Below are 25590 nucleotides of genomic sequence, written 5' to 3' on the forward strand. Positions count from 1 at the left end.
GAGCGTCGTCGGGCTCGGAATCCCGAACACGATCCCGACCTCGGCACCTCGCCTCGGCGCGGAACCGGCAGGATGGCGCCCCCGACCGGGATGCGGCAAACAGGGCCGTATCACGCGGGACCGGTGGGGACCGGATGCTGAGCGATCACCACGAGGCTTTCGCCTATGTGACGGCGCCTGAACTGACCGGGGCCGCGTCGGGCCGCCGTCCCGTCGTCGTCATCGGGGCCGGTCCCGTCGGGCTGGCGGTCGCGATCGACCTCGCGACCCGTGGCGTTCCCGTCGTCGTCCTGGACGAATCCGACCGCGTGTCGGTGGGCAGTCGCGCCATCTGCTGGGCGAAACGCACCCTCGAAATCTGGGATCGGCTCGGCGTCGCCGACCGCATGGTGGCGAAAGGCGTGACCTGGCAGGTCGGCCGCGTCTTCCACGGCGATGCGGAAGTCTACTGTTTCGACCTTCTTCCGGAAGGCGGGCACAAGATGCCGGCCTTCATCAACCTGCAGCAATATTACGTCGAGCAGTTCCTCGTGGAGCGGGCGCGCGACTTTCCCGATCTGATCGAGCTGCGTTGGAAGAACGAGGTCATCGGTCTCACGCAAGACGAGTCCGGCGTCGAGCTCGAGATGTCGACGCCGGACGGCCGCTATCGCCACACGGCCGATTGGGTGGTGGCGGCGGACGGGGCCCGCTCGCCGACCCGCGCCCGGATGGGCCTCGCCCTGGCGGGGCAGCGTTTCGAGGAGCGTTTCCTGATCGCGGATGTGCGGGTCGAGGCGGATTTCCCGAACGAGCGCCTGTTCTGGTTCGAGCCGACCTTCCATCCAGGCGGCAGCGCGCTGCTGCACAAGCAGCCGGACGACGTCTATCGCCTCGATTTCCAGCTCGGCCCCGACGCCGATCCCGAGGCGGAGCGCCGGCCCGAGCGGGTGATCCCGCGCGTCCGCGCCGTGCTCGGCGAGACGACCCCGTTCGAGCTCGCATGGTGTTCGGTCTATGCCTTCCGCTGCGCGCGGCTCGAGCGGTTCGTCCACGGACGGGTGATCTTCGCCGGCGACAGCGCCCATGTCGTCTCGCCCTTCGGCGCCCGCGGCGGCAATGGCGGCATCCAGGATGCCGACAATCTCGGCTGGAAGCTCGCGCTGGTCGCGAGAGGGAAGGCGCCCGCGAGCCTCCTCGACAGCTACGACGAGGAGCGCGGGCGCGGCGCGGACGAGAATATCGAGGCCTCGCGCCGCACCACGACCTTCATGACGCCGAAGACCGCCGCCGACCGCCGCTACCGCGACGGTGTCCTCGCTCTCGCCCGCCAGCATCCCTTCGCCCGCGCATTCCTCAATGCCGGGCGATTGTCGAAGCCCTGCCGTCTCGCCGGATGCGGGCTGCAGACACCGGCGGAGGAGGGCCACCAGCCTCTCCCCGGCGGCGAGAGGGTTCCCGTGCGGTCCTCTCAGGCGGGAGGTGAACCGGGCGCGCCATGTTGCGACGCGCCCATCCTCTTGCCCGATGGCTCTCCGGGCTGGCTCCTCCAGGCGTTGGGCCCAGACTTCACGCTGCTGCATTTCGGCGATCCCGGCACGGCCGCGCAGTCCGCTTCGCTCTCGTCCGCTCTCGAAATCCTGATTGTCACCCGCGAGCCGGGCTGTCCCGGAGCCGTCGTCGACGTCGAGGGCCTGGCCCATCGCCGCTACAACGCCGCCTCCGGCACGACAATCCTGATCCGGCCCGACACCCATGTGGCGGCGCGGTTCGAACGGTTCGACCCGGCCGGGATCGCGGCGGCGCTCGCCCGGGCAACCGACCGGGCGGATAGCGCGGCCCAGGTGGCGGCATGACGGCGGACCGGCTCCGGTTGGAGGACGGTTTCGCCGGACGGGCGGATGCCGTCTACGAGATGCTGCTTCGGGCCCATCGCGGTCTGAGCGACGAGGACAGCGCCGCGCTCGACACCAGGCTTGTCCTGATCCTGGCGAACCACATCGGGGACGAGGGCCTTCTCGCTGCGGCCATCCGGACGGCCCGGGAAAGCCTGGGCGACGTGAGCGGGACTCAATAGCCCCGCGCGCGATCGACGAGGCCGAGGAGGGGACGGCCGTCCCGGTGACGCCGGATCGTGTCGAGGACGAAGTCGACGGCATCCTCGACCCGGCTGGTGCTCGCGACATGCGGGGTCAGCAGGATCTTCGGGTGACGCCAGAAGGGATGGCCGGCCGGCGGCGGTTCCGGCTCGGCCACGTCGAGGATCGCGGCCGACAGGTGGCCCGAATCCAGCGCCTCGACGAGGTCGGCCGCGACGAGGTGGCCGCCGCGGCCGACATTCACGAGGGAGGCGCCCGCCGGGAGCCGGGCGAAGAGGGTGCGGTCGAGGATGCCGCGCGTGCTCTCGGTCAGCGGCAGGAGGCAGACCAGGATGTCGACCGCGCCGAGAAAGGCCGGCAGGCTTTCGGCTCCGGCGAAGCCTTCGACCCCGTCCAGGGTGGCGCCCGAGCGGCTCCAGCCCGAGACCCGGAAGCCGAGCTCGCGGAGCCGCAGGGCGGCCGGCTGGCCCAATTGCCCGAGACCCAGGATGCCGACCCGCCGCTCGCGGGCGGGCCGGATGACGATCTCCTTCCAGACCTCGCGGCGTTGCTGGTCGACATAGGCGACGAGGTCGCGGTGAAGCGCGAGCACGGCCAGCGTCACGTATTCGACCATCGCGTCCACGAGGCCGGGCTCCACCATCCGGACGAGCGGCACATGCGGCGGCAGCGTGGCGGCGTCGAAATGGTCGACGCCAGCCCCGACCGAGAAGGCGATCTCGAGATTGGGAAAGGTCTCGCCCGGCCGCTCGGGCGGATGCCAGGCGGCGAGGTAGCGGACGGCGGCCGGGTCCCCGATATCGGGCCAGATCCGGAATGCGAGATCGGGCGCGCGCTCCGCCTGGATGCGCTTCCAGGCGAGTCCGCGGGCGGCATTCGCCTTGTAGACGAGGGTCATGGCAGGATCAGCGGAGCATCAATCCCGATAGTCGGGCGCCTCGCGGTCGAGCCGGCGGCGGAGCGCAGCCCAGGGCCGCTGCCCCTTGGTCGGGCTGCCGCGCCCGAACTGGCCGGCGGCGTGTTCGCAGACCTCCGGCGAGGGTAGCGAGAGCTTCGCGCCGGTCGACATCGCGGCGACCTGGATGCGGCAGGCCTGCTCCAAATAGTACATGTAGTAGAAGGCCTCGGCCACGGTGCGGCCGACCGTGAGGAGGCCGTGATTGGCCAGGATCATGGCCGGCTTCGCGCCGAGATCCGCGACCAGGCGCTCGCGCTCGGCGAGGTCGTCGGCGATGCCCTCATACGGGTGCAGGGCGACCTGGCCGTGGAATTCCATCGACATCTGGTTCACGGGCAGGAGCCCGCAATCGAGCGCTGCGACCGCCATGCCGGCCAAGGTATGGGTGTGCATCACGCAATGCGCGTCTGCCCGAGCCCGGTGAATGGCCGAGTGGATGACGAAGCCTGCCGGGTTGACGGCCGCGTCGCTGCCCTTGGCCGGCATGCCTTCGGCATCGACCACGACGAGGCTCGATGCCGTGATCTCGTCGAACATCCAGCCATAGGGATTGATCAGGAAGCGGTCACCCGGGCCCGGCAGGCGCATGGATAGATGCGTGTAGACGAGGTCGTCCATGCCGAAGCGCGCGATCAGCCGGTAGGCGGCGGCGAGATCGCAGCGGAGCGCCCATTCGGCCGGTTCGAAGGCGGAGGCGGGATCGAGGGCGAGTCTGGCGCTCATGGGGTTCTCTCAGCCGGCCCAGGGCCGGCGCGACGTGTGGCGGATGTGGATGACCTCGATCATGTTCACGCGGACGCGGTAGAACACGACATACGGATAGCTCGACACTGTCAGGCACCGGATCGGACGTCCGTCCGTCCGCCGTCCGCCTTCAGGAAATTGCTCGATCACCTCGAACGTTCGCTGCAAGGCCGACATGACGCTCGATGCGCCGCTTTCAGACTGCGCCACAAGGTAGTCGAAGATCCGGAGCCGGTCCTGCCGCGCGCGCGGGGTGAGCCGAAGCTTCACAAGCCAAACCGGCGCCGATCCGCTGCCAACTCCTCTTCGGTGGCGAATTCACCCCGATCGGCCTGCGCGATCCCCTCTTCGATCGCCGCGCGCTCGTCATCCGACAGGATGTACACGCCCGTGCGGCGGCTTTCGATGTCCCGTGCATAGGCCACGAGCTCCTCGAAATCCTCGGCCGACCACGTCGCCTCGACACCGTCGATGAATGCGCGAAGAGATTGCACTGCGCCCATCGATACCTCCATCCAGCCAGAGTCACAGCTTATCACTGGCCTCAAATCCTGTCCCGGACGAGCGGGCCGGTCGAGCAATGGATGCCGCCGCCGCCGAGATAGACCTTCTCGTAGGGCACGACCCGGACCGATATCTGGGCGCGCTCCAGCTTCTCGCGGGTTCGGTCCGACACGCCGTCCGACATCAGGACGCGGCCGGGCGAGACGGCGAGGCAATTGATGGTCGAGACGGCATCGTCCGGGCAGACCTCGATCGTCCGGATGCCCATCGCGTCGAGCCGCTGCAGGAACCAGAAGGGGAGCTGGGTCGGGTTGATGATCGCGGTGTCGACGTCGATCATCACGAAGGCGCCGTCGATATGGAGGCGGTAGCCGGTGAGGTGGACGCGCAGCAGCTCGACCCCGTGGCGGCGGAGCACGTCCTCGAGCTGGTCGACGCCCTCCTCGTTGACGCGGCTCGACACGCCGACGACGGCCACCTTCGGGGTGATGAAGGCGAAGGAGCCGCCCTCCAGGATGCCGGTGCCGTGGATGGTGCGCAGGATCGGCATGCCGAGCTTCGCGAGCGCCCGCATGACCGGCAATTCCTCGCCGCGCCGGATCGGCGGGCCCATCCGGGTGACGATGGCGCCGCCATCGAGCGCGATGACGCTGTCGCGGGTGTAGATCGACTTCATCCGGCCGGGCGCCGCCTCGTCGAGGAACACGACCTCCACGCCTTCTTCGCGGAGCGCCGCGACGAGGCCGTCATGCTGCGCCTGCATGGAGGCGAGATCCGGGATCTCGTTGCCGCGCCAATACCAGCCGGTCTCGGGATCGCCGAAGGCGCCGATCTCCGGCAGGCGCTTCGCCGGGTCGACGACGTTCAGCTCCGCGCCGGGCCGGTGCATCAGCACGAGCCGGAGCGTGCCGACATCGTTCGAACAGCCCCACGCCCGGCCCCAGACCTCGGCCTGCTCGCCCTCGTCCTCGAAGGCCGGCTCCGGCCGCGAGGCGAAGGTCTTGATCAGCATGTTGTAGCGGTATTCGCCCTCGGTCATGATCGACATGAGGTCATCTCCTGATCTTTGCGTTGACCGCTCCTACCGGCGAAAGCCGGTACCCAGACGGCGGTGTCTGGACCCCGGCTATCGCCGGGGTGAGCGGGGAGGGCCGGCCCTCACGGGATCGTCCAGCCCTCGCCGCGCGCGGTCGTGACATATTCCGGCCATCGGTAATCCACCGGCGCCTGGAAATCCTTCGGCAGGAGCGGGGCGACCCATGTCGAGCCGCCGATCCCGCCGCCGGTGCGCTCGCGGAACTCGGCCTGGGCACGCTCCAGCAGGGCGGGCTTGGACAGGAGGTCGACCAGCGTCGCGCCGATCACGCGCCCGGCGGTCGCCCACATCGGATCGATACAGGCCGGCACGCCGCCCATCGCGTGGCGGGTCCATTCCGGGTAGCGGAAGCCGGGCTCGGGCGGGGCCAGCGTGGGGCGGCCGACATAGAGCCTGACCGTTGGAGCATGCCACGTGTAGTCGACATAATCGTCGGCCGCGAGGTTGACCTGCCAGGGCGGCAGCTGCGCCCGGAAGGATTTTTCGCCCTCCTGCGGCGGCACGAGGCGCTGGATCTCCGGCAGGAAGGGGTCATCCATCGGGACGAGACCGAGCCCCGTCTGGATCTCGCGCCCAAAAACCTTCGCCTCCTCGCTCCAGCGCGGCGCGCCGACGAGTTCGAGATTGCGGTAGGTGATCTCCGCCATGGCGTGGTTCGGCAGGCCCGGCCGGGTCTTGGTGATCCAGGCGCTCGCGACCGTGCAATGGCTCATCGCCGCGCAATGCTCGGCGTTGCGGTCGAGGACGGCGAAGACCTGCTCGCACATGGCGAGCGTCGGGGCGCGCAGCGAATACTGGATCTGGCCGATATTCGGCGCGAGATTGTCGGCTGCCGCCATCCCGGCGACCGGGATGAATTCGTTCAGGCTCCAGCTGCCGGTATGGGGCAGCATCGCCTCCTTCATGTATTTCGACGAGGTGTACATCAGGCAGACGGCATCGATGGCTCCCGGCGCTCGGGCGGCCGAATGGCCATGCTGCACGCCCGACGAGCCCGAGCCGCCCTGGCCCGAATTGATCCGGCCCCAGGTCTCGGGATCGGGGCATTCGAAGGTGTAGATGCGGCTCCAATAAGGGGCCGAATGCGTGTCCCAGAAGCAGGAATTCGCGAGCGCCGCGAAGGAATGCGGGTGGAAGGAGATCGCCGCGTCGAGGTCGTCGTAATAGCCATGCGCGGCGTGGACGGGTTTCGAGCCGCACATCTTCTCGGCCGGCTCGCCGAAGAATTTCAGCGTGCCGGTGAGGCCCTGCGTCTCCATCGCGTGCTTGGCGGCCAGGAAGCCCGCGAAGGAGCCGATGCCGAGCGCGGAATGCGGATCGGTATGGCCGGCCGCGAAGCGGCTCACGCCTTCGCGTGGCTGACGACAGGGCACCGGCGCCTGCGAACGGCCCGGAATGGCGTCATATTCGGCATAGCCGCCGAGCACCGGGCCCGGCCCGTTCGACCAGCGCGCGCAAAAGGCCGTCGGCATGCCGGCCGAGCCTTCCTCGACCTCGAAGCCCTCCGCCCGAAGCCGCGCGACATACCAGGCGCAGGATTTGTACTCGCGCCAGGACGGCTCGTGCAGGTTCCAGATGGTCATGTGGTCGCGCGAGAGCGCGGCCTCGTTCGCGTCCATCCAGTCGAGGGCGGCCCGTTTCGCGGGGGAGGGCGGTGTCGGATCGGTCAAGCGTGGCGGCTCACAGGGGGGCCCGCGCCGCCCGGACCTTGAGATCGAGCAGCAGCAGGCAGGTGGACAGGGCGACCAGGATCACGGCGACGGCCGCCATGGTCGGGTCGAGATGTTCGTTGATCCCGTCCCACATGCGGCGGGGCAGGGTGAAGATGGCCCGGCTCGCGATGAAGAGCACGATGACGAGCTCGTCCCAGCTATGCACGAAGGCGAAGATGCCGCCGGACAGGACGCCCGGCACGATCGAGGGCAGGATCACCCGCCGGAGCGTCTGCGGAATGGTGGCGCCGAGGCTGCGGGCGGCCTGTTCGAGCCGCGGGTCGAAGCCGGCGAGCGAGGTCGACACGGTGATCACCACGTAGGGGATCGATGTCACGGCATGCGCGATGACGACGCCCGTATAGGTATCGAGCAGGCGCAGATCGATCCAGAACCGGTAGAGCCCGAGCGCGTAGATGATGGTCGGGATCATGATCGGCAGGAGCATCAGGATTCGGACCGGGTTGCCGAGCCGCGGATCCACGCGCCAGCATCCGATCGCGCACAGCGTGCCGGCCGCGAGCGCGATGACGGTCGAGGCGATCGCGATCACGAAGCTCTGCCCGATCGAGGAGAGCCAGGCCGCGCTGGTGAGAAGGTTCTGGAAATGCTCGAGCGAAAGCCGCTCCTCTGGCAAGGAGAGGTAGCGGTGGTCCGTCATCGAGATCGGGATCACGACCGAGATCGGCAGGATCAGGAAGGCGACGACGGTCCAGGCGCTCCAGCGCACCGGGCGGGAGACGGTGACGGCGAGGTCGCTCATCGCGACCCGAACAGACGGCTGATGTCGACGAGCCGCCCGAGTAGCAGCACGAGGGCGACGACCACGATTACGAGGGTCGAGGCCACCATCGTCCCGATGCCCCAGCGCACGAGTTCGTGGATCTGCACGTTGATGTATTCCGCGGCCATCAGCGTGCGGCCGCCGCCGAGGATCGCCGGGGTGACGAAGAAGCCGAGCGAGAAGATGAAGACCAGGAGTCCGGATCCGATCACGCCGGGCAGCGACAAGGGCCAGAACACGCGCCGGAAAACCTGGAACGGGCTGGCGCCGAGCCCGCGGGCGGCCGCGATGCAGCGCAGGTCGATGTCGCGCATCGCGGAATAGAGCGGCAGGATTCCGAGCGGCAGCATGTAATGGACCATGCCGATCATGATGCCGGTCTCGTTCCAGATGAGTGCGAGCGGCTGGTCGATGGCGCCCGATGCCATCAGGGCGTTGTTGACCACCCCCTCGCGGCGGAGCAGCGCGACCCAGGCAAAGGCCCGGACCAGGACCGAGATCCAGAGCGGGATCAGGATCCCGACCAGCATCATCCGCTTCGCGCTCTCGGACGAGAAGATCAGCACGTAGGCGACGATGTAGGCGAGGACGAGCGTGATCAGGGTGGTCAGGACCGAGATCCGGGCCGTGGTCACGATCATCCGCTGGATCGAGGCGCTGGTGAACAGGAGCGCGTAGTTGCCGAGACCCGGCGCGGGATCGGTCACGCTGATCCAGAGGACGCGCGCAACCGGATAGACGTAGAAGACGAGCATCAGCGCCAAAGCCGGCGCCAGCAGCCAGGCGTAGAGGCGGTCGCCCTTGCTCATGGGTGAGTGGCGGTCGGCAGCGCGCGCCCCCTCCACCGCTCTGCGGGCGGTCCCCCTCCCCCACGGGGGGAGGAGACGCCCATCCTGCACGGGCGATGGATGGTGGCGGGGGCGGAACGGTGCCCCATCGTCTCCTCCCCCTTTGGGAGAGGGGGACCGCCTGAAGGGCGGTGGAGGGGGCGGTCCACCAACTCGACCCGACGCCTCACGACGAAATCAAATCCAGGAAGTCCTGGTTCGTCTTGGCCCCGAGCTTCTCGTACCAGGCCGCGTCGATCTTGGCCTGCAGCGCGGAATTGGCCGCGGAGCCCGGATCGACCTCCTTCAGGTCCGCCGGAACGGTCGGTTCGGCCGCGGGATTGGCCGGGCCGTTGCCCATCGCCCGCAAGAGCGAGATCTGCCCCTCGGGCGCCTGCATGGAGGCGATCGCGACCATCGCCTGTTTGCCGGCCGGGTTGCCTTTCGGCACCACCCACAGGCCCGGCTGCAGGAGGCCGCCCTCGAAGGTCCAGTCGACGCGGCCCTTCGTGTCGCGCTTCAGGATGTTCGCCCGCGTATGCCAGAGCCAGCCCATCGCGACCTCGCCGTCGCGGAGCAGGCTCTGGCTCTCGGCGCCGCTATTCCAGTAGAGGACCTCGTTCTTGATCGTCGCGATCTTCTTGAAGGCGCGGGCGACGTCGAGGGGATAGAGCTTGTCCTTGGGCACGCCGTCCGCCATGAGCGCGAGCTCGCACATCGCCTGCGAGTTCTTCCGCATCATGCGCTTGCCCGGATACTTCTTCAGGTCGAAGAAGTCGGCCAGCGTCGGCTTCTGCTTCACCCGCGCCGTGTCCCAGGCCATCACGGTCGAGAACATGTAGTTCACGACGCCGTATTTGTAGGCGAAGTCCGGGACGACCTTCGACTTCTCGACGATGTTGTAATCGATCTCCTCGAGAAGACCGAGCGGGCCGAGCTCGCCCGTTCCCGCGAGCCCGGAATCGATGATGTCCCAGGTCACGTTTCGGGCCTCGACCATGGCCTTGACCTTGCCGTTCGACGGCCCGGAGCCGTCGATCACCATCTTGCCGCCGGTCCGCTTCTCGTAGGGGACGACGAACGCCTCGGTGAAGGCCTTCACGGCGTCGCCGCCGAAATTCGCGAGCACGACCTCCTTCAGGGCCTGGGCCCCCGCCGGGGAGCCGCCGATGGTCGCGAGGGCGGAGGGCGCAATGCCGAGCGCCGCCAGGCTCGCGAGCCATTGCCTGCGGCTGAGACCGGGTCGGCGCTCCGCCTCGGCGATGTCGGCCAGGTCCGCTCCGAAGCTCTGTGTTGGGTCCATGATCATCTCCCGTTCTGGGTTCGGCCGAGCTCGAGTCAGGCGACCTCGGCCAGGTTCGTCGTCGCCTCGGCAGCTCTGTCATTCGCGACGATGGTGCCGGCATGGGCGTCCCAGCCGAGCCTGATCTCGCTGTCCAAATCGGGAGGCGCCTGGCCGCGCCCTGCCGGAACGGTCAGGGCGACGTCGCCGAGTCCGTCCACCTGCGCCACCAGGTGGAACTGGGTGCCGAAATAGCTCCAGCTGGCGAGGCGGCCGGCGGCCACGTTCGGCGCGTGCTCGCCCTCCGCCAGCAGCCGGATCTTCTCGGGCCGGAGCGAGACCGTCACGGCATCGCCGGCAGCCGCCGCCTCGACATCGCCGGACCGGATCGCCTGGACGAAGCGGGACGCGCCGCACCGATAGGCGATCTCCGCCGCGGATCGCCCTTCGACATGGCCCTCGAGAAAGTTGCTGCGGCCCAGGAAGTCGGCGACGAAACGCGTGCGGGGGTGCTCGTAGAGATCTTGCGGCGTGCCATGCTGGACGATGCGGCCGTCGCGCATGATGGCGATCCGGTCGGACATCGACAGGGCCTCGTCCTGGTCGTGCGTCACGTAGACGAAGGTCCGGCCGACCTTCCGGTGCAGGATCTTCAATTCGATCTGAACCTCGAGGCGAAGCTTGCGGTCGAGCGCCGACAGCGGCTCGTCGAGGAGGAGCAGGTGCGGCTCGAAGACGAGGGCGCGTGCCAAGGCCACGCGCTGCTGCTGTCCCCCGGAGAGCTGCCGCGGGAAGCGGCCGGCGAGGTGGCCGAGCTGGACGAGATCCAGCGCCGCCCGGACCTCCCGTTCCACGGTGGCCTGATCCCGGCCCCGCACTTCGAGCGGGAAGGCGACGTTGCGGGCGACCGTGAGGTGCGGGAACAGCGCGTAGCCCTGGAACACCATGCCGAAATGCCGTCGCTCGGGCGGCAGATGAAGGATCGGCTGGCCGTCGAGCCGGATCGTGCCGGCGGAGGGTTCGACGAAGCCGGCCGTCGACATGAGGAGGGTGGTCTTGCCGGAGCCCGACGGGCCGAGAAGCGTCAGGAATTCTCCCGCCTCGACGGTGAGGCTGACATCGTCCAAGGCGGCCACGGCACCGTAATGCTTCGAGAGATGCTCGATCCGCAGCGACGATTGAAACGCGCCCGTGCTCATCACCCTCTCGACGCCTCGGAGCCGCCGGCGGGCTCGGACCTAAACGAGAGCAAGCCGGGTGCCAGATGGCGCGAGATGAGCAGACCTTCCCGGGTCGAGCAAGGCCGATGGCATCGCTAACCAGGCGAAGCGGCAGGCATCATCATGGTCCCCGTCCCGCGCAGGAGACGCTGGCGAGCGCTGGCGCGATGGCCGCGGCGGCACCGCCCCGAGGCGCGTCGCCTGCCTTCGCGGCGGCGGGCGCATCGGGCCCGAGGAACCGGGCGATCTCGGCCGAGCCTGCATAGCCGTGGCTCGCCGGAGGCACGAGTCCGGCCACGGCGCGGGATCCGGTTGCCGCCAGCGAGACGATCCCGAGGACCGCCCCCGCGCGGTCGAGGAGCACGGCCCCCGCGCCGCCGGGCTGCAACGGCGCCACCAGTCGGCCATTCCCGAGCATCTGCGCCGGCGCGGCCACCGCCTTGCCACCCTCGCCGGGAGCCAGGAACAGGACGAGCGCGGTCTCCTCCGGGGCGGCGGACGCGAGCGCGAGCGGAACCGTGCGGTGCGGGCGCGTCGTCTCCAACAGCGCGAGCGCCGCATCCGCCGTGACCAGCCGGGCCGGGGCGCCATCGACCTGCGGCTCGCGGCAGGAGGCGAGCCCTGCGGCGGCGGTCAGGACGCGGTTCGGCGTCACGGCCAAGCCGGTCTGCACGCTGGCCGGATCGCTCCGGCGAGACGGGGACAGGGGCGGACGGACCGGACCCGGACCTCCGGAGGCGATCCCGGCTGCGGGCGGAAAGGGCGTAAAACTGTTCGCCACCGCGACGACGATCCGGTCGATATCGGCGGCCAGCGCCTTGTCGTAGCCGATCGACATGGCCCGTATGCCGGCAGGCCCGACGGCATAGCGGCTGAAGAACTTGCCGTTCGCGGTCTCCCCGCTGACCACGAAGAAGTCGGGCCGCAACAGCCGGTAGGTGACGGTCCGGCCGGGGCTCTGGATCGCGAGATTGCGCTCGTAGATCCCCCTCAACGCGTCCCCGTCGCCATCGAGGGCGCGGGTGTCGAGGGTGACCCGGCCGTCGGCGGATTGGAAGCGCGACCCGCCGGCTCCGTTGGCGCTCTGCTTCGGCAGCAGCTTCTGCGGGATGCCGAGCCGGATCCCGGTCGGCGGGTCCAGGACCGCGGCGAAGCCCGCGGCGTTGCGGACGCGCGCGCCGGCCGCGACCAGGGCCGAGATGCCGGCCGGATCGAGGATCCCGGTCGGGGCCTGCCGGTTGCGGCGCTGATAGGCCTGGATCGCCTCGAAGCTGCGCCGGCCGAAGCTGCCATCCGCCGCCGAGCTGTAATCGCCCGTCCAGACGAGCGCGTCCTGGATCGCGATCCGGTCCGCCTCGGGCAGGCGGTCGAAGGCGGCCCGCGCCGAATCGAGCGATGCGGCGAGCGCCGCGTCCGTGGACGGGCCGGCGATCTGTGCCGAAGCGGGCAGGGGAGCGGCGACCGGCGCCATGGCCAGGAGGGCCCAGCCGATCCGGACCACGAGACCGTTCGGCTTCGATCCGCCCATCCGTGCCTCCCCCGCGCTGCAGCAGCGTCGATCCTGCCACAAGGGCGGGCCGGCCTGAAGCGCCATCTCGGCCCGTGGCCGGGCAGAGAGCGTTGACGAGGCCGGAACGGGGCCGCTACGGCTCGCCCGCTCCGCGATTGCGGAGGGCCAGCCTGGGACCTGCTGCGATGCGAGCCGCGGACGAGCTCGAGATCCGGCGCGACATCGTCGCGGCCTGCCGCAGCATGAACGCGCTCGGCCTGACCCAGGGCACCTCCGGCAACATCTCCGTGCGGCTCGGCGCCGATTTGCTGATCACGCCTTCCGGCCTGCCCTATGACGAGATGCGGCCCGAAGACGTCGTCCGGCTCCGCCCGGACGGCACCTGCGACGGTGACCTGAAACCGTCATCGGAATGGCGCTTCCACCGCGACATCCTCCAGGCCCGGCCGGAGGTCGGCGCGGTGGTCCACGCCCACCCGACCCACGCCACGGCCTTCGCGATCTGCGGCCGCGACATCCCGGCGGCGCATTACATGGTCGCGATCGCGGGAGGCCCGAGCGTGCGCTGCGCGCCCTATGCCACCTTCGGGACCGAGGCCCTGTCCCGGGCCGCTTTGGCCGCGCTCGAGGACCGCACCTGCTGCCTGCTGGCAAACCACGGCACCATCGCGACCGGCCCGACACTCGCCAAGGCCATGTGGATCGCGGTGGAACTCGAGACGCTCTGCCGGCAATACGCGGCGGCGCTGCAGGTCGGAGAGCCGCGGATCCTGCCCGACGAGGAGATCGCGCGCGTCGTCGAGCTGTTCAGGAGCTACGGCCCGCGGTCCGAACGCACCGGCTCTCGCGACGCGTTGCCGTGAAGAGCGATCGTCGGGACGTGGCGCGGGAGAACGTTGACAGCCCTCGCCAGACCGCCCTACAAGGCCGCCCCTGACCGGGGCTGTAGCTCAGATGGGAGAGCGCTGCAATCGCACTGCAGAGGTCAGCGGTTCGATCCCGCTCAGCTCCACCAAACATCTCAACGCTTTAGCTTCGCGCTCGTCCCTGTTGCCTCTTTGCAGGTAAGCGGGAGGTAAGCAGTTCGCGGGTTTTGGTCGGTGCCCCCGACTCGAGCGAACTCCTGGTCGGCGTAGGTCTCCACGCAAACTGCGATCGTCATCAGCCTGGCCCCAGGCCGGCTTAGGGGAATGCTAAAATGCGCGGCCCCTCTCACTCTTGGCGCGCCCTAGCAGCCGACGTTCGGCAGCCGCGTCGGGGTGCTCCGAGCAACTGCGGCCGGGATTGGAGGGCAGGGCGGAAGCCCAACGTGGTCCGACCGATCAGATCGAAAAGTCGCTAGCGACCGCTGCGGCCACGCGCTATTTGTTATTGGGTGCCGACCTCCGCGGGTGACCGACGTTGCCGATAACGTACAAGATGTACCTCCTTGAGGAGGACGGGGTTCTCAGGAAAGTTCCTCGCCGTGTGTGCGACGGGCTTGTCCATGGCAACGATGCGCTCCCAGCCTACGCCGGCACTCGTCAACGTATGGTGGGACTTGTCGTTGAGAACGTGAACGGAAAGCCGGTCAGGATCCTCGATGCTGAAGGCTCCTATTGGAGCTTCGACCAAGCAGGGAAGATAGACCACGACCTTCACCGGCAAGCCGCAATTGCACTGAGTTATGCCTTTGGCGAACGCAAGGAGCCGGCAAGCGAGGGCAAGGTCGTAGACCTTCGACCTGATTTCAAGAAGAAGCAGTGGCAATCTCAAAATAAGTGGAATGTTACTGCTGAGATCCTTGACAGGATCACTGCCGACCTCTGGCCAGGATCAGCGCAGGCGGAGCAGCTGCTGTCAGTAAAGGGCAGTTCGGCAAAGCGTCCGCCGCTAACATACGAAGCGAGGTCCGCTGTCAGCGAGTTAGGTTCTAAGATTGGGTCTATTGTGATCGAGCTCGAAGCCTTATCTGAGACTGCTCTTAAGGGCCTTATTTTCGAAGCGCGGGAAACTGCGGCCCAAGAGGCTGAACACCGCCCACTCTGGGAAGGGGTTGCCACACAGGCTGATCGCATACGGGAGATCAAGGCACGGCGACGAACCGGGACAGGTATTTGGTTCGCTGTGCTGCGTGTCTGGCACCAGGTCAGTGACCGTGAGATGCGGGAGATGGACACTGTCGAGGTCCGCTGTAAGGGACGCGAAGCTGCGGCTGAGGCAGCACAGAATTTGCTGCGCGAGAACGCTCATCGGTTCTCTGAGAACGTGACGATCCAAGCGGAACTCTTGTCCGATCTGGAATGGCAAACCATCGACGATAGGTCGGAATTGCACCGGGTGGAACCGCTTCCTGGACTTGGGGCAGAACCGGCCGCCGTCGCGAAGGCGCGGGCGAAGCAGAAGTGATCTGCCGGATCGTCACGGAGTGGCTGGTCGGGCGCAGCTTCCTGCAGAAGGAGCGCTGAAATGGCCGAGATCGTCGCGAGCGTGCGTGCTGCTCTGCAGCCGCTGATCGAAGCGGGGGTCGTCTCAGAGGTGAGGATGGTTGGTCTCGAGACGGGCACGGAGGACTCGCTGAAGCCGATCGTGTCCATCGCGGTCGCCGGCAACCGGCCGGAAGCGCATGCGGTTGAGATCAGCCGACTGATCCATTCAGCCGGGCTCGATGTCGAGTGGACCATGAGCGTTGTCGAGCCAGCCGACCCTACGCCAGCGACCGAAAAAGCCCGCCTCGAGGGCTTTGTCGTCGAGCGCCCCGGAGATTGAGCGAGAGCGGCTCGACGACAAGGTTGAGGGGGTTTGCGCGCGTCGGCGCTCGAAGCGACTTCATGACGCCTCGCGCCGATTTGCCCTTTTGTCGCGCCCGCGGCCGTGAACCACGCCTGCAAACTTCCGTTGACAGCCCGTTAATCGCGACGACATATCCATTTCTGGAAGCCGGCGCGCTGTCCCATTTGCACGAATGCAATCGGAACCACGCCTAAATCGGAAGGAGGTCCGCATGTCAGCCGTGCTGAAATACCCTCCGCTCGAGCCCGAACTGACCTACGTGTACCGGCCGCGACCGGTTCTTGTCCCTGAGCGGAAGGTCCTCGCGGAACTCAGCGTCGTGGCTCTCAGAGTACCAGCTACGACGTTCGACGGCCTGGCCATACCGGCGGGGGCGACAGGCACTGTCGTCACTGTTTGGGAGGACGGTGCTGCTTACGATGTCGAGTTTACGGACCCGGCTGGCTTGGCGTCTCTCACCGCGGACGATCTCGAGATTGCATGACCGGCGGTCTGCTGCAGCAAGTGACATCGCTGTCGAGCTTCGCCCTAAGCATCGATCCTAAGAAGATCCACGCTTACCTTCTGGATCTGACGCACGTGAAAGGCGGCCCTAAGGCCGCTTTTTTTCTAGCGTTCGGCTTCGACCGCAGCGCGCCGATCCACCTTATGGATGCGCTGGTCGATCAGGCGCGGGCTGCCGTCAACGTAAGCTCGCGCCCGCACCCGAGAGGTTACGGAATAGAGATCAGCGCCGTCGGCGTCCTGAACGGCCTCGACGGTCGTTCGCCCACGATTCTGACTGCATGGAATTGGATACCCGACACGACGGTTTCCACCGGTCGCACGGTGCTCCCTCTCGCTACCTTCGTCACGGCGAGGCCCGCCGAGTAGGAATTCGCCCTCTCTCCAGTATATCAGCCCGACCGTGCGAACCGGGGCGAGCGCGGATGTACCGCCGCCCCGGGGAACGCGGCGAAGCTGCCGACTTCGCCGGCCGAGCCTCTTGTGCGTCAGTGCCTGTCCGTGTGCGGCTTGAGCCTGAAGTGATCTCGGTCTCCGGTAATCAGGGTGACGATCTCCGCCTGCTGATCCATGAGCGTCTTGATCGCTGCTCTGGCGGGCGACTTGAGCGGGAGCTGCATGTGGTACCGGACCAGCTCGCTCCGGTGCCGCTCGAGCACCTGGACAAAGGCCTGAGCTTCCGCCGGATCCATGTGCCGTCGGGGCAAACTAACCATCGCTCACGTCCGCTCCAGCATGCCGCATGCCTGTCTCCTACCCCCAAACGTTCCCTTTCTGTTCTCGTGACCGCGGGCGAGTCAAGCGTTGGTCATGTGTCAGCGCCTCAGCCCGGCTACTTTCCAAAGCTGAAGGCTCGTTAGCTCAGCGCTAACGGCTTCGGCCTCAGCGTATGAGCATGGCCCGGCCCCGAAGAAAGCCCGGATCGAAACCGGCTGCAGAGCCAGAGCGGCATTCGTCCGGGTGGCTCTCTTCTGCCAGGGCACTCAGGCCTGATCTGTCCCGGCGCGGCGCCGTTAGGCTCGGGACCAGAGCAGCGCTTGCGTGTGGGACTGTCGGGATGCTGGCGGTCCTCGCCGCCTGGAACGCATCCGGTTTCCTCGATCCAGGCGGGCTGGATCGCCTGTTGCGGATGCAGAACACGTCCGCCCCGGCGCCCGCAGAGGGCCAAGGCCAGCGCGGGCGCCTCGATCGAGGCAGGTTGAACTCGCTCCTGACCGCTACAGGCTCAGCGCGCTGATCCTCGCCTTCGGCCGAGCTGTTGCCCGTGACGCCGGTGGTCTAGACACCTCGTGACGCTCCGATCGTTACGACCCGACCAACTGGCCGCCGTCGACGACGATGCTCTGGCCCGTCACCCAGCTGGCGGCCGGCGATGCGAGGAATAACACCACGTTCGCGACCTCCTCAGGTCGGCCCATGCGCCCGAACGGTATCTGCGCGAGCGTGCTCTCATAGAGCGCCGGGTTGGTCGTGCGCCGGCTTTCCCAGCTGCCGCCCGGGAACTCGATCGAGCCCGGCGCCACGCAATTCACGCGGATGCCTCGGCCGGCCAGCATCTTCGCCTGGCTGGCCGTGTAGTGCATGACCGCAGCCTTGACGGCGCCGTAAGGAGCCGAGCGCGACGTCGCGCGGAGAGCCGAGATCGACGAGATGTTGATGATGCTCGATCCGGGGCCGAGAAGCGGTGTCGCAGCACGGCTGCCGCGCACGACCGCCATGACGTCCACTGATAGCGAGGCTGCCCAACCCTCTTCGTCGTCAGTTTGACCGAAACCAGAGGCGTTGTTGACCAGGACGTCGAGGCCGCCGAGCGCCTCAGCCGCGCTCGGAACGTAGGCAGCAATCGCGGCCTCGTCGGCAAGGTCGACGGACGCCGCATGCGCAGTAACACCGCATGCCCCGAGCTCCTGCCTGGTCTCATCGAGCGGGCCGGGGCTGCGCGCACAGATCGAGATGGAGGCTCCGGCCTGAGCGAAGCCAAGGGCGATCGAGCGCCCTATGCCGCGGCTTCCGCCCATGACGATGACGAGCTTGCCCGAAAAATCCATCGCTGTCGGACCCTTTCCTGTTCGCCCGGGGTGGATACACCCTATGCGGACCGTGGCGAACAGCCGAGTGGGTCGATCACTGCACCCGTTCAGCTTCGGCCAGCGTCTCCCGCATCACATCCGCGAAGGTCTGACCGGCACCGCCGCAGTCGAGCCGGCTTACGTCGCCAGCGATGTCCTGAGCCACGTTATCCACCTCGTCATCGCTCATTCCGATACGGTCCTGGATCCGCTGGCCGGCCGCGGCGACTCGCTGACGATCGTCGGCCGAGACTGTGATCTCGCACCGCTCCGAGATGGCGAGCAGCATGATGAGGCCGCCCATGAGTTGAGCTGGTGTTCGGTCCCGGGCATGGGCGGTTTCGCCGCCAACACGGCCAACGCGAGGACCGCTGCGCGGATCACGCGGCAATGCCTTTCGGCGGGTCCTGCCGCCCGCCCCTCGCCACGATACGGAGCACGGCGGCCGACAGCGGCCGTTGAAGTGCGCATGCCTCGGACCATGGCGCCCGGAGCCAGGCGTCCACCTCGCCGGGTTCGGTCAGGATGACCGGCATGGCCTTTGGGTGAATAGACGCGACTCACGCCAGGGCGCCGAACGCTCGTCTTCTGCCCCCAAAGGGGGCGGTCTAAGACGGATGGCTATTGTCCCAACTTAGATTGGAGAACGGCATCGTAGATTATGGCATCGAAACTCATCGTCGGTCATGCCCTAGGCTCCGGCGGCTGAGAGTTGTCGAGCTCCCGCCTCGAACGGAGCACGCGCTTGCCTCGCTACTTTTTCCATTATCGTGACGGGGTCGAGTACCTAGACCACGAGGGAACGCTACTCGCAGGCCCCAAGGCCGCGCGGGCTGCGGCAGTGCGTTCATCAGGCGAGGCAATTCGCGATTTGGGAGAGGCGTTCTGGGATCACCCGGAATGGACGACATGGGTAACGGATGAGAGCGGAGCCAATGTGTGCTCTTTCCGCTTCGCCGTGGACCCAGGGCCAACCTAGTCGCTGGTCACCGGCCCTTGCTCTCGAGAGCCTTTCGAAGCTCGTCCATCGCAGTTTCGACTACCGCGATTTGCTCGCTCGTCATCGCTCGATCCGCCTTGCCGATGTGCCGGGTACTCTCTTCCAGCGCCGCGACGGTTTCGCTCACAACCATGGCGATATCGGCGTCCTCACGGATGATCATCGTCCCGCCCTTCGACCTTCGTTCGCAGCGTAGCGTTCCGGAATCGGCAGCGCTGTCATAGCCTCGCACACCATGACGATCCCGATCACCTGGCGCGTCACGTCGATCGGCGGCCACACCAACGATCCGAACGACGGCACGGCCTACGATGGGTCTGCTCCGATCGGGCGCGCCATGCTCGTGTCTGACGGACACGTCGAACTCTTCGGTGCGTGGTCGTGGAGCATGTGGAGTTCGGGCCACGGTGGCGATTACCAGAAGCACCGTGGCCGGGAGGCGACGCGCGAGGCGGCCAAAGGCGGCTGTCGAGGCCTGCTATCGAGACCTCTGCGCAAAGCACCCGGGCAACCGACAGGCGTGGCTGGAGCACTGTGCCGCCGTGCAGGAACGGGCCGAGATGTGGAGGAATACGGCGAACTGCCGCCGGCGCCGCTGGTAAGCGAGCGGGCCGCGGCCGATGCCTGACTGGAGGACGAGGGCGTTTTTGGCCGCCGTTGCCGGTGCAGGCGTCGGCCTTTTCCTGATCAGCATGAGGGGAAGGCGATGAGCGAGCCGGTGGCGGCTTTCGCCTTCCAGCCGGAGACCGAACTGAGCGAGGCGACCAAAACTGATCAGATGAGGTCTCCAGCTCGCTCTGCCACGTTTCCGTCTCGGGCTTCCGTCCGGTCCAGGTGTAGGTAGTCGGCTTCGAACCGGGCGACGCGCTTCAGCCCCGCAGGATCGTGGACGGTGAGGACCCTTCTCCTCCACTCGAGGAGCCCCTCATCCCGGAGTTCACCCAGGATCCGACCCAGGTGGACAGGGGTCATTCCCGTTGCATCCGCAAGTTCCTCCTGAGTGACCGGGAACGGGAACGTGTGATCCGTCGTCCGCCCGACCACGCGGTAGCGGATCAGCATCTCATAGAAAAGATGGGCGATGCGCTCGCGAGCGTCCCTACGACCGTGATCGATGATCCGTGCTCGAAGCACGGCTGAGTCGGTCATCGTGCTCCACCACAGGGCCCTTGTCAGAGACGAAAACTCGATCAGAAGGCTCTCGATCTCGGCAGCGGGGATTAGGGCGCATGTTGTCTCACTGACGGCCGTGATGCGGTGGTCCATCGCTCTTAGGACGAAACCTTCAATGTCGCAGAGATCGCCGGGCACGAGGAAGGCCATAATCTGCCGGCTGCCATCGCTCAGGTCCTTGCTGCGCGCCGCGAGGCCCGAGATGACGAGACGGATCTCTTGTAGTTCGGACCCATCCTCGACGATCACGTCGCGGGGCCCATAGGTCCGCCTGCGACCCGTGACGAGCTCATCCAAACGACCCCGCTCAGCCTCCGTGAAGCTGGTGAACTGCTCCAACTTGAGCGTCAAAGGATTAGACATGGCTCCGCCCTCCGTTTCCTTGGCCCTGCGCGGCCGGAGGAGCCGCTCGACGGAGCTGGACCAGGGGTGATCCAAGCCTCCGTTGATGCGAGGGCCGGGGCTGGCCTTTTGGCATCAGTCACCCTGTCGCGATCACGTCCGTCGTGGTCGCCTAACGTATGCTCGTGGTCAACCCGGTTGCGCTCGCGCCTTCGACCCGATGCGAACTGCGCAAGGCACCTACCTCGTTTCTGCCGGGAGCACGGCGGCTGGCACGTCGGGGAGTGGTGGACGGTTGACGGGACGCGCGCTGGGTCTTGGCCTGGGACGTGTCCGTCGAACTCACTGTCGCACGTCATGGAGCTGCCTGGATCTGATGACACCCTGGCTGCAACTCCTACCCTGCCAAGCCTCGACAGGTCATACACTCAAGAGTCTTGGGAGGGGCTATGCCGCCCAAGACCATTGAAGAGTTTAGGCGCTCGTCCCTGATCGCTTGGAGCTAAGCCTACCGGGTTAAGTCGCAGGCGAAGGCCCGGGCCAACGAGCCCAGCTTACCAGTGCCGACGCCAGCCGTAGCCCCGGCCGCCGCCCCAACCATACCCGCGGCGCCAGCCGCCACCGTAGAAGCCGGAGCGGTAGACGAAGGGCCTCTTGTAGTGATGACGGTAATACTGAGGGTAACTACTGTAATAGGTTCGGTGATACCCGCCATACCCATAACCGCCATAACCGCCATACCAATGCGCCTCAGCCGGAGCCGAAGAAGTCACGAGCGCACCGCCCATCGTCAAGGCGGCCAAGCCGCCTAGAATAATATTCCTGTTCATCGCGTGCCTGCATCTAGGAAGCGCCCCTTAGGCTCACCTTACGCCGGAAGGTCTTCAGAGACAGAGTTACAATCTGTTAACAACACTTCTTTGTGAAAGGACATCGAAATGGGGCTGCTGCTCTCCTTCGATTTGACCGCCGTCCCGGCCGACCGATGGACACCTCGGGCGTGATCCGGTTGGTTGTGACGTGGTAGGTGAGTACGGGCGACCGAGCGTGACCATGGATGGACGATAATGAGCGCGGCGCTCGCGCTCCAATGGTCCTGGTCCTCGCCGGGCCGGGCGGGCGGGCGCCCTCCGAACTGCAGCGCAGCATCCGCCACGCGCAACACCCTCGCACGGGAAGAGGCTGCGCTGTTGCAGACGGAGGTCGATCGCGGGCGCCTCAGCCGGTCGAGCGGGCGCGGTTCGCCGAGATTCGGAAACGACGGCGCCAGTCTCTCGTATGCGGATAGGTTCAGCTGCGTTCGGTTAACCCCACATCTGATCAGCATTGGCTCTCTTAGGGGCGCGCAGTTATCGAAGAGCTGGTTTGTCATCTTGAATTTGAGCACTCAGCATGATCCTCGATACCGCCAGCGCGGAGCAGCTTTCTGACGACCCGCTTCCGGGTGACGCGATCCCATTGACTGGACTGGGCAGCGATGTCGCCGCCGAACTCGCTGCACCGGATCAAGAGATCGAGCTTCATCAGACATCCGGCCTCCCGCGTCAGATTTCGGGCGGGTTCGCGGCGGTTGCCGAGGACCTGGCGCGCCGCGGGCGTGATTGGACCATGATGGTGCGGCTCCTCGAGCAGCAGCGTCTCCACCTCGAGACGGCCGAGCGGGAGCGCACGCGCCTCTACGAAACCCTGGAGAGCATTCTCCCGGAGGTCAGGCGGACGGGCGAGACGCTCGAGACCTCGATCGAGACCACGAAGTCGGGCGACGTCTCGGCGAACCTCTCGGCGCTGTTCGTCGAGAACCTGAGGGCGCTCGACGAGCTCGAGAACACCGCCAAGGCGCTCACCGCGAACCTCCTCTGGACCCGTTCCAGCTGGGAGCAATATGCCCGCAGCGTCATCGGTGGCCAGAAGATGCGGGAAGAGTTGAACGGCTGAGCGCGCGCGATCGGCGCTCCCGACTGCTGCTCCTTCGTGTTCTGCCCGGAGCATGGAGGCTGGCACGTCGGGGAATGGGCATGGCCGTCCGTCAGACACCCGGCACGTTTGACGATTGTGCGCATGAAACTATCCCAGGCCGCCGGCCTAAAGCCACGTCTGGCAGCGGCTGGCAAGAACTCAAAGCAACCGTATCGACTCTTGGTTAGCGACGTGGTTCCTTCAGTTTTGATGAAGCCGGGAGGGACTAAATGAAAACCTGGATTACTGCATTCTCCGCTGCTGCGTTGATGGCCTGCGTGGCACCGCCTGCAACAGCGCAGCAATGCGGGCCTCGATGTCAGAAGTGTGCCGGTGAGCTCGGCATTCCTATCGGGGCAGATGGAAGCATCGTGCGTACCACTTCAGCGGGAACCCAACGCGCCTTCCGGGCGTGTCTCGAGCGCACTCCTCCTCAGTCTGGACAGTCTCGGAGGCAGTAGTCAGCCCTTCATCACAAGATGCTCGACTAAACGAGGGCTCTCGCTGAAGGGATGGATGCCGCGACGTCGAGGAACGGGCGGCCGACCCGCGCGACCTCTGGCGCCTATCGGCTGAGCAGCTTCGTAAGCGCATCGCAGATCGCCTGAGCCTCGTGCACGGGCTCTGGTCCGTGGAACCTCAGCACGGCCTCTTCCGACATCAGCGCGCCGGGGGGGGGCCGAGCGTTTCGACCGCGTCGCGGATCATCCGCAACGCCACCCAGGCGTTCTTGTAGCTGGCGCGACAGATTTCGAGCGGATCGTCGGTGACGGGAACTTCGTCAGCGTCGGAAGACATCGGCCTCATCCTCGCCCAGCCCCTTGTAGGACGCATGCCGGAGCTTGCCGTCTCCTGTCCAGCCCCGGAACTCGACCTCGGCGACGAGCGTCGGCTCCGTCCAGACCACGCCCTTGCGCCGGAGCTTGATGGGCGAGGTCTCGCGCGCCATCCCGTCGAGCTGGCGCCGGAGCGCCCGGGCCGAGGTCTCCGTGAACCCGGTCCCGACCCCGCCGACATAGGCGAGACCGTCACCTTCGCGGCACGCAACGAGGAGCCGGCCGAGCCCGCCCCGGGCGACGGATGACGGCTCATAGCCGACGATCACGAGGCGCTCGCTCTCGACGCACTTGATCTTGAGCCAGTCGAGGCCGCGACCCGAGCGGTACGGCTTCCGACGGTCCTTTGCGATGATGCCTTCAAGCCCGTGCTCGCAGGCATGCCGGAACAGCGCCGCGCCGTCGCTGTGCACCTCTTCGGAAAGCTGGATCCAGCCGGCCTGGTCGGAGCCGGCCAGCAGCTGCTCGAGCACGGCCCGGCGCTGGTCGAGCGTCCCGGCCCGAAGATCGATCCCGTCGAGATAGGGGAGGTCAAAGGCGTAGAACATCACCTCCGGGGCGACGCGCTTGCCCCCGCGGCCGCCCAGGGCCTGCAGCAGTGCCGGGTAGTCGGACCGACCATGCTCGTCGAGAACGACGGCCTCCCCGTCCAGGATCGCCGTCCCTGCCCCGAGTTCAGCGGCAGCTGCGGCGATGGCCGGGAAGCGATGCGTCCAGTCGTGGCCTCCACGGGTGATCACGCGGACGCCGGACGGCTCGACATGAACGTGCAGCCGGTAGCCGTCCCACTTCACCTCGAATGCCCAATGCGGGCCCGTCGGCGGTTTCGTGGCGAGCGTCGCAAGGCACGGCTCGATCCGCTCCGGCATCGGGTCGCGGAAGATCGGTGCCTGGCGTGTCGGACGCGTGTCCGGCCCGCGAAGGACCGTGTCGGTGGCGGGCCTTGCGCGCAGGCGCTGCTTCGGCTTGTCGGGTGGCGTCGCCATCCATAGAGGATGGCGGGCGTAGGTTAAGGTAGGGTCAGCTCCCTTCGAATAGCCGACTCGACTCCTGCTGCGAGCGCGAAGAGGATCGCGGCCGCACTTTTAATCGGCAACCCAGATGAGATCCCGCCCCGATCACGAAGCCGAAATCACCGCGGCGCTCAAGAGCCTTGGGCTGCTGAAACCGAGTGCAGACGCGAGCCAAGCGTTGAACGACAACCCGGCCGAAGTCTCGTTCCCCGGGCCAGGTCCTTTCCTGCTTCCGATGTGCGGCGAGACGGTCAAACTCGTGCTCAGAGAGTTGATCATGGTCTTGCAGATCGAGACGGTGCAGGGCCAGCGCCTCGATATCCCGCTCCCCGTGTCGGCCCTCGCCGATTTGGCCGAGACGGTGGTCGACGCTCTCAAGCGGCTGACGGACGACGAATGAGATTCGACCCCGACCGTGCCGCAGAGGATGAGCAGAACGGCGCTCTGCAGAAGCAGAAGATCATCGCTCTCCTGCACGCGGCGTCCGGTGCCCCTAATCCGACCGTGTTCGCAAGTCAGGTCGAGGCGCTGAAGGCCGCCTGGGCCGAGATCGGCGATGTAGGCCCGGCCACGGCCGCTCTCGACCTGACTTACCGGGATGCCATCGCGTGGTTCTACGATGCCGTGAACGTCGGCACGGCTCGTAAGCCGGAGCTGGGCACTCCGCCCGCCGAGCACGTCGAGCGCCTCAAGCGCTGGTTCGGCATCCGATGACGCCCGGCCCAGCCCCGAACGCCGCCTTCCTCGCCGCACTCGACGAAGCTCTCGCGGCCGACGCCTCCGACGAGGCGACCTGCGACCTCCTGTCCGTCACGTTTGATGAGGACGAGGGGAAGGTGATCGAAGCGACACGTACTACACAGCCGGCACTGGCCTGAGTCGTCGGTAACCCACTGAGGTTCCGCGCTCTGTCCTATAAGGGGAGGAGCGGGCGCCGTGTACGTTGTGAAGGCAATCGGCAGAACAGGGCCTGCCAGCTTCGCCTGCGGGTCGGCATATCAGGCTCTCGTCAAGGCGGACGAGTTGACCGATCGCGGCTTCAAGGAGGTCCGGATCATCGATCCGTTGGGTAAGGAGTGGACCGCGAGCGCTCTGGAACGGTCTCTCTAGCAGCGTCTGCAAATTCACTGCGCTCAAGCGCCATCGCCTAGGATGGGAGGGCCCTGGCTCACTAACACGAACCAGGGCCCCGGCTATCACCAGCACGAGA

The 25590-nt window shown here is 66.9% G+C and carries 32 protein-coding genes, 1 tRNA gene and 1 pseudogene; 14 read left to right on the forward strand and 20 right to left on the reverse strand.

The window, feature by feature from the left end:
• The first annotated feature begins 134 nt into the window (after nt 1-134).
• Nucleotides 135-1835 (forward strand): FAD-dependent oxidoreductase, encoded by a 1701-nt coding sequence (locus tag ACFE87_RS03790; RefSeq protein WP_375458282.1) that lies wholly within the window; start codon nt 135-137, stop codon nt 1833-1835.
• Nucleotides 1832-2056, forward strand: coding sequence for a DUF2783 domain-containing protein (locus tag ACFE87_RS03795; protein ID WP_375458283.1), 225 nt, complete (start codon nt 1832-1834; stop codon nt 2054-2056). The genes ACFE87_RS03790 and ACFE87_RS03795 overlap by 4 nt, the downstream gene beginning before the upstream one ends.
• On the opposite strand, the gene ACFE87_RS03800 is transcribed toward ACFE87_RS03795, so the two are convergent.
• From ACFE87_RS03800 to ACFE87_RS03850, 11 genes are all read right to left on the reverse strand, one after another.
• Nucleotides 2050-2976, reverse strand: a complete 927-nt coding sequence (locus ACFE87_RS03800) for a 2-hydroxyacid dehydrogenase (RefSeq protein WP_375458284.1) — start codon at nt 2974-2976, stop codon at nt 2050-2052. The two genes, ACFE87_RS03795 and ACFE87_RS03800, sit on opposite strands and share 7 nt — an antisense overlap.
• An 18-nt stretch (nt 2977-2994) precedes the next feature.
• Nucleotides 2995-3759, reverse strand: a complete 765-nt coding sequence (locus ACFE87_RS03805) for a class II aldolase/adducin family protein (protein WP_375458285.1) — start codon at nt 3757-3759, stop codon at nt 2995-2997.
• Between the two features lie 9 nt (nt 3760-3768).
• Nucleotides 3769-4050 carry a type II toxin-antitoxin system RelE/ParE family toxin gene (locus ACFE87_RS03810; RefSeq protein WP_375458286.1) on the reverse strand — a complete coding sequence of 94 codons (282 nt, stop codon included), beginning with the start codon at nt 4048-4050 and terminating at the stop codon, nt 3769-3771.
• Complete coding sequence (locus tag ACFE87_RS03815) at nt 4047-4283, reverse strand: hypothetical protein (protein WP_375458287.1); 237 nt, start codon at nt 4281-4283, stop codon at nt 4047-4049. The genes ACFE87_RS03810 and ACFE87_RS03815 overlap by 4 nt, the downstream gene beginning before the upstream one ends.
• A gap of 41 nt (nt 4284-4324) precedes the next feature.
• Nucleotides 4325-5332, reverse strand: a complete 1008-nt coding sequence (locus ACFE87_RS03820) for a dimethylarginine dimethylaminohydrolase family protein (RefSeq protein WP_375458288.1) — start codon at nt 5330-5332, stop codon at nt 4325-4327.
• 110 nt (nt 5333-5442) lie between these two features.
• Nucleotides 5443-7050, reverse strand: a complete 1608-nt coding sequence (locus tag ACFE87_RS03825; protein ID WP_375458289.1) for an amidohydrolase — start codon at nt 7048-7050, stop codon at nt 5443-5445.
• Nucleotides 7051-7060: 10 nt separating this feature from the next.
• Nucleotides 7061-7855, reverse strand: coding sequence for an ABC transporter permease (locus ACFE87_RS03830; protein ID WP_375458290.1), 795 nt, complete (start codon nt 7853-7855; stop codon nt 7061-7063).
• Nucleotides 7852-8685 (reverse strand): ABC transporter permease, encoded by an 834-nt coding sequence (locus ACFE87_RS03835; RefSeq protein ID WP_375458291.1) that lies wholly within the window; start codon nt 8683-8685, stop codon nt 7852-7854. Before ACFE87_RS03835 ends, ACFE87_RS03830 begins: the two co-directional genes overlap by 4 nt.
• Before the next feature lie 205 nt (nt 8686-8890).
• The gene (locus tag ACFE87_RS03840) at nt 8891-10006 is read right to left on the reverse strand and encodes an ABC transporter substrate-binding protein (protein WP_375458292.1); all 1116 of its coding nucleotides are present in this window, start codon (nt 10004-10006) and stop codon (nt 8891-8893) included.
• A 35-nt stretch (nt 10007-10041) separates the two neighbouring features.
• Complete coding sequence (locus ACFE87_RS03845) at nt 10042-11184, reverse strand: ABC transporter ATP-binding protein (RefSeq protein ID WP_375458293.1); 1143 nt, start codon at nt 11182-11184, stop codon at nt 10042-10044.
• 142 nt (nt 11185-11326) lie between these two features.
• Complete coding sequence (locus ACFE87_RS03850) at nt 11327-12733, reverse strand: peptidoglycan-binding domain-containing protein (protein ID WP_375458294.1); 1407 nt, start codon at nt 12731-12733, stop codon at nt 11327-11329.
• A 167-nt stretch (nt 12734-12900) separates the two neighbouring features.
• Here ACFE87_RS03850 and ACFE87_RS03855 point away from each other — a divergent pair, with 167 nt between their 5' ends.
• The 6 genes from ACFE87_RS03855 (at nt 12901) to ACFE87_RS03880 (ending at nt 16360) form a co-directional block, all read left to right on the forward strand.
• Nucleotides 12901-13578 carry a class II aldolase/adducin family protein gene (locus ACFE87_RS03855; protein ID WP_375458295.1) on the forward strand — a complete coding sequence of 226 codons (678 nt, stop codon included), beginning with the start codon at nt 12901-12903 and terminating at the stop codon, nt 13576-13578.
• A gap of 76 nt (nt 13579-13654) precedes the next feature.
• Nucleotides 13655-13730, forward strand: a tRNA-Ala gene (locus ACFE87_RS03860).
• A gap of 404 nt (nt 13731-14134) precedes the next feature.
• Complete coding sequence (locus ACFE87_RS03865; RefSeq protein WP_375458296.1) at nt 14135-15103, forward strand: hypothetical protein; 969 nt, start codon at nt 14135-14137, stop codon at nt 15101-15103.
• A 60-nt stretch (nt 15104-15163) separates the two neighbouring features.
• Nucleotides 15164-15463 carry a hypothetical protein gene (locus ACFE87_RS03870; RefSeq protein WP_375458297.1) on the forward strand — a complete coding sequence of 100 codons (300 nt, stop codon included), beginning with the start codon at nt 15164-15166 and terminating at the stop codon, nt 15461-15463.
• A gap of 235 nt (nt 15464-15698) precedes the next feature.
• Nucleotides 15699-15971, forward strand: a complete 273-nt coding sequence (locus tag ACFE87_RS03875; protein ID WP_375458298.1) for a DUF4926 domain-containing protein — start codon at nt 15699-15701, stop codon at nt 15969-15971.
• Complete coding sequence (locus ACFE87_RS03880; RefSeq protein ID WP_375458299.1) at nt 15968-16360, forward strand: DUF6883 domain-containing protein; 393 nt, start codon at nt 15968-15970, stop codon at nt 16358-16360. Before ACFE87_RS03875 ends, ACFE87_RS03880 begins: the two co-directional genes overlap by 4 nt.
• 119 nt (nt 16361-16479) lie before the next feature.
• On the opposite strand, the gene ACFE87_RS03885 is transcribed toward ACFE87_RS03880, so the two are convergent.
• The 4 genes and pseudogenes from ACFE87_RS03885 to ACFE87_RS03900 all read right to left on the reverse strand — a co-directional run.
• On the reverse strand, nt 16480-16683 hold the full coding sequence (locus ACFE87_RS03885) for a hypothetical protein (RefSeq protein WP_375458300.1): 204 nt from the start codon (nt 16681-16683) through the stop codon (nt 16480-16482).
• Between the two features lie 612 nt (nt 16684-17295).
• Nucleotides 17296-18039, reverse strand: coding sequence for an SDR family NAD(P)-dependent oxidoreductase (locus ACFE87_RS03890; protein WP_375458301.1), 744 nt, complete (start codon nt 18037-18039; stop codon nt 17296-17298).
• A gap of 76 nt (nt 18040-18115) precedes the next feature.
• On the reverse strand, nt 18116-18364 hold the full coding sequence (locus ACFE87_RS03895) for a hypothetical protein (RefSeq protein WP_375458302.1): 249 nt from the start codon (nt 18362-18364) through the stop codon (nt 18116-18118).
• A gap of 76 nt (nt 18365-18440) precedes the next feature.
• Nucleotides 18441-18620: pseudogene (locus ACFE87_RS03900) on the reverse strand (SOS response-associated peptidase); the annotation flags it as partial.
• 185 nt (nt 18621-18805) lie between these two features.
• On the opposite strand from ACFE87_RS03900, the gene ACFE87_RS03905 reads away from it, so the two are divergent.
• Entirely contained in the window at nt 18806-19039 is a 234-nt protein-coding gene (locus ACFE87_RS03905; RefSeq protein ID WP_375458303.1) for a DUF6894 family protein, read from the forward strand.
• 7 nt (nt 19040-19046) lie between these two features.
• On the opposite strand, the gene ACFE87_RS03910 is transcribed toward ACFE87_RS03905, so the two are convergent.
• Complete coding sequence (locus tag ACFE87_RS03910) at nt 19047-19223, reverse strand: hypothetical protein (RefSeq protein ID WP_375458304.1); 177 nt, start codon at nt 19221-19223, stop codon at nt 19047-19049.
• Nucleotides 19224-19295: 72 nt separating this feature from the next.
• On the opposite strand from ACFE87_RS03910, the gene ACFE87_RS03915 reads away from it, so the two are divergent.
• On the forward strand, nt 19296-19688 hold the full coding sequence (locus ACFE87_RS03915; protein WP_375458305.1) for a hypothetical protein: 393 nt from the start codon (nt 19296-19298) through the stop codon (nt 19686-19688).
• A 146-nt stretch (nt 19689-19834) separates the two neighbouring features.
• On the opposite strand, the gene ACFE87_RS03920 is transcribed toward ACFE87_RS03915, so the two are convergent.
• Both ACFE87_RS03920 and ACFE87_RS03925 read right to left on the reverse strand, forming a co-directional pair.
• Complete coding sequence (locus tag ACFE87_RS03920) at nt 19835-20530, reverse strand: Crp/Fnr family transcriptional regulator (protein ID WP_375458306.1); 696 nt, start codon at nt 20528-20530, stop codon at nt 19835-19837.
• Nucleotides 20531-21129: 599 nt separating this feature from the next.
• The gene (locus tag ACFE87_RS03925) at nt 21130-21405 is read right to left on the reverse strand and encodes a hypothetical protein (RefSeq protein WP_375458307.1); all 276 of its coding nucleotides are present in this window, start codon (nt 21403-21405) and stop codon (nt 21130-21132) included.
• A 562-nt stretch (nt 21406-21967) separates the two neighbouring features.
• On the opposite strand from ACFE87_RS03925, the gene ACFE87_RS03930 reads away from it, so the two are divergent.
• On the forward strand, nt 21968-22510 hold the full coding sequence (locus ACFE87_RS03930) for a hypothetical protein (protein ID WP_375458308.1): 543 nt from the start codon (nt 21968-21970) through the stop codon (nt 22508-22510).
• A 681-nt stretch (nt 22511-23191) separates the two neighbouring features.
• On the opposite strand, the gene ACFE87_RS03935 is transcribed toward ACFE87_RS03930, so the two are convergent.
• Both ACFE87_RS03935 and ligD read right to left on the reverse strand, forming a co-directional pair.
• Nucleotides 23192-23329, reverse strand: coding sequence for a hypothetical protein (locus ACFE87_RS03935; protein ID WP_375458309.1), 138 nt, complete (start codon nt 23327-23329; stop codon nt 23192-23194).
• Entirely contained in the window at nt 23313-24353 is a 1041-nt protein-coding gene (gene ligD / locus ACFE87_RS03940) for a non-homologous end-joining DNA ligase (RefSeq protein WP_375458310.1), read from the reverse strand. Before ligD ends, ACFE87_RS03935 begins: the two co-directional genes overlap by 17 nt.
• A 115-nt stretch (nt 24354-24468) precedes the next feature.
• Between ligD and ACFE87_RS03945 the strand changes: the two genes are divergently transcribed.
• Genes ACFE87_RS03945 through ACFE87_RS03955 form a run of 3 tightly spaced genes read left to right on the forward strand, consistent with a single transcriptional unit; the run spans nt 24469 to nt 25258 of the window.
• Nucleotides 24469-24780: a hypothetical protein gene (locus ACFE87_RS03945; protein WP_375458311.1), complete on the forward strand. Its 312-nt coding sequence runs from the start codon at nt 24469-24471 to the stop codon at nt 24778-24780.
• Nucleotides 24777-25094, forward strand: coding sequence for a hypothetical protein (locus ACFE87_RS03950; RefSeq protein ID WP_375458312.1), 318 nt, complete (start codon nt 24777-24779; stop codon nt 25092-25094). Before ACFE87_RS03945 ends, ACFE87_RS03950 begins: the two co-directional genes overlap by 4 nt.
• Nucleotides 25091-25258 carry a hypothetical protein gene (locus tag ACFE87_RS03955; protein ID WP_375458313.1) on the forward strand — a complete coding sequence of 56 codons (168 nt, stop codon included), beginning with the start codon at nt 25091-25093 and terminating at the stop codon, nt 25256-25258. The genes ACFE87_RS03950 and ACFE87_RS03955 overlap by 4 nt, the downstream gene beginning before the upstream one ends.
• The last annotated feature ends 332 nt before the right edge of the window (nt 25259-25590 follow it).

This window comes from uncultured Enterovirga sp., from assembly GCF_964242715.1.
Classification (GTDB): Bacteria; Pseudomonadota; Alphaproteobacteria; order Rhizobiales; family Beijerinckiaceae; genus Enterovirga.

Bases quoted from the DNA above. Each gene is read 5' to 3' on its own strand.
- ACFE87_RS03790 (WP_375458282.1), top strand. From the start codon at position 135: ATGCTGAGCGATCACCACGAGGCTTTCGCCTATGTGACGGCGCCTGAA.
- ACFE87_RS03910 (WP_375458304.1), bottom strand. From the start codon at position 19,223: ATGATCATCCGTGAGGACGCCGATATCGCCATGGTTGTGAGCGAAACC.
- ACFE87_RS03840 (WP_375458292.1), bottom strand. From the start codon at position 10,006: ATGGACCCAACACAGAGCTTCGGAGCGGACCTGGCCGACATCGCCGAG.
- ACFE87_RS03870 (WP_375458297.1), top strand. From the start codon at position 15,164: ATGGCCGAGATCGTCGCGAGCGTGCGTGCTGCTCTGCAGCCGCTGATC.
- ACFE87_RS03850 (WP_375458294.1), bottom strand. From the start codon at position 12,733: ATGGGCGGATCGAAGCCGAACGGTCTCGTGGTCCGGATCGGCTGGGCC.
- ACFE87_RS03875 (WP_375458298.1), top strand. From the start codon at position 15,699: ATGTCAGCCGTGCTGAAATACCCTCCGCTCGAGCCCGAACTGACCTAC.
- ACFE87_RS03835 (WP_375458291.1), bottom strand. From the start codon at position 8,685: ATGAGCAAGGGCGACCGCCTCTACGCCTGGCTGCTGGCGCCGGCTTTG.
- ACFE87_RS03820 (WP_375458288.1), bottom strand. From the start codon at position 5,332: ATGTCGATCATGACCGAGGGCGAATACCGCTACAACATGCTGATCAAG.
- ACFE87_RS03845 (WP_375458293.1), bottom strand. From the start codon at position 11,184: ATGAGCACGGGCGCGTTTCAATCGTCGCTGCGGATCGAGCATCTCTCG.
- ACFE87_RS03945 (WP_375458311.1), top strand. From the start codon at position 24,469: ATGAGATCCCGCCCCGATCACGAAGCCGAAATCACCGCGGCGCTCAAG.
- ACFE87_RS03955 (WP_375458313.1), top strand. From the start codon at position 25,091: ATGACGCCCGGCCCAGCCCCGAACGCCGCCTTCCTCGCCGCACTCGAC.
- ACFE87_RS03855 (WP_375458295.1), top strand. From the start codon at position 12,901: ATGCGAGCCGCGGACGAGCTCGAGATCCGGCGCGACATCGTCGCGGCC.
- ACFE87_RS03925 (WP_375458307.1), bottom strand. From the start codon at position 21,405: ATGAACAGGAATATTATTCTAGGCGGCTTGGCCGCCTTGACGATGGGC.
- ACFE87_RS03815 (WP_375458287.1), bottom strand. From the start codon at position 4,283: ATGGGCGCAGTGCAATCTCTTCGCGCATTCATCGACGGTGTCGAGGCG.
- ACFE87_RS03805 (WP_375458285.1), bottom strand. From the start codon at position 3,759: ATGAGCGCCAGACTCGCCCTCGATCCCGCCTCCGCCTTCGAACCGGCC.
- ACFE87_RS03890 (WP_375458301.1), bottom strand. From the start codon at position 18,039: ATGGATTTTTCGGGCAAGCTCGTCATCGTCATGGGCGGAAGCCGCGGC.
- ACFE87_RS03865 (WP_375458296.1), top strand. From the start codon at position 14,135: ATGTACCTCCTTGAGGAGGACGGGGTTCTCAGGAAAGTTCCTCGCCGT.
- ACFE87_RS03895 (WP_375458302.1), bottom strand. From the start codon at position 18,364: ATGGGCGGCCTCATCATGCTGCTCGCCATCTCGGAGCGGTGCGAGATC.
- ACFE87_RS03800 (WP_375458284.1), bottom strand. From the start codon at position 2,976: ATGACCCTCGTCTACAAGGCGAATGCCGCCCGCGGACTCGCCTGGAAG.
- ACFE87_RS03830 (WP_375458290.1), bottom strand. From the start codon at position 7,855: ATGAGCGACCTCGCCGTCACCGTCTCCCGCCCGGTGCGCTGGAGCGCC.
- ACFE87_RS03950 (WP_375458312.1), top strand. From the start codon at position 24,777: ATGAGATTCGACCCCGACCGTGCCGCAGAGGATGAGCAGAACGGCGCT.
- ACFE87_RS03795 (WP_375458283.1), top strand. From the start codon at position 1,832: ATGACGGCGGACCGGCTCCGGTTGGAGGACGGTTTCGCCGGACGGGCG.
- ligD (WP_375458310.1), bottom strand. From the start codon at position 24,353: ATGGCGACGCCACCCGACAAGCCGAAGCAGCGCCTGCGCGCAAGGCCC.
- ACFE87_RS03880 (WP_375458299.1), top strand. From the start codon at position 15,968: ATGACCGGCGGTCTGCTGCAGCAAGTGACATCGCTGTCGAGCTTCGCC.
- ACFE87_RS03930 (WP_375458308.1), top strand. From the start codon at position 21,968: ATGATCCTCGATACCGCCAGCGCGGAGCAGCTTTCTGACGACCCGCTT.
- ACFE87_RS03915 (WP_375458305.1), top strand. From the start codon at position 19,296: ATGACGATCCCGATCACCTGGCGCGTCACGTCGATCGGCGGCCACACC.
- ACFE87_RS03935 (WP_375458309.1), bottom strand. From the start codon at position 23,329: ATGTCTTCCGACGCTGACGAAGTTCCCGTCACCGACGATCCGCTCGAA.
- ACFE87_RS03885 (WP_375458300.1), bottom strand. From the start codon at position 16,683: ATGGATCCGGCGGAAGCTCAGGCCTTTGTCCAGGTGCTCGAGCGGCAC.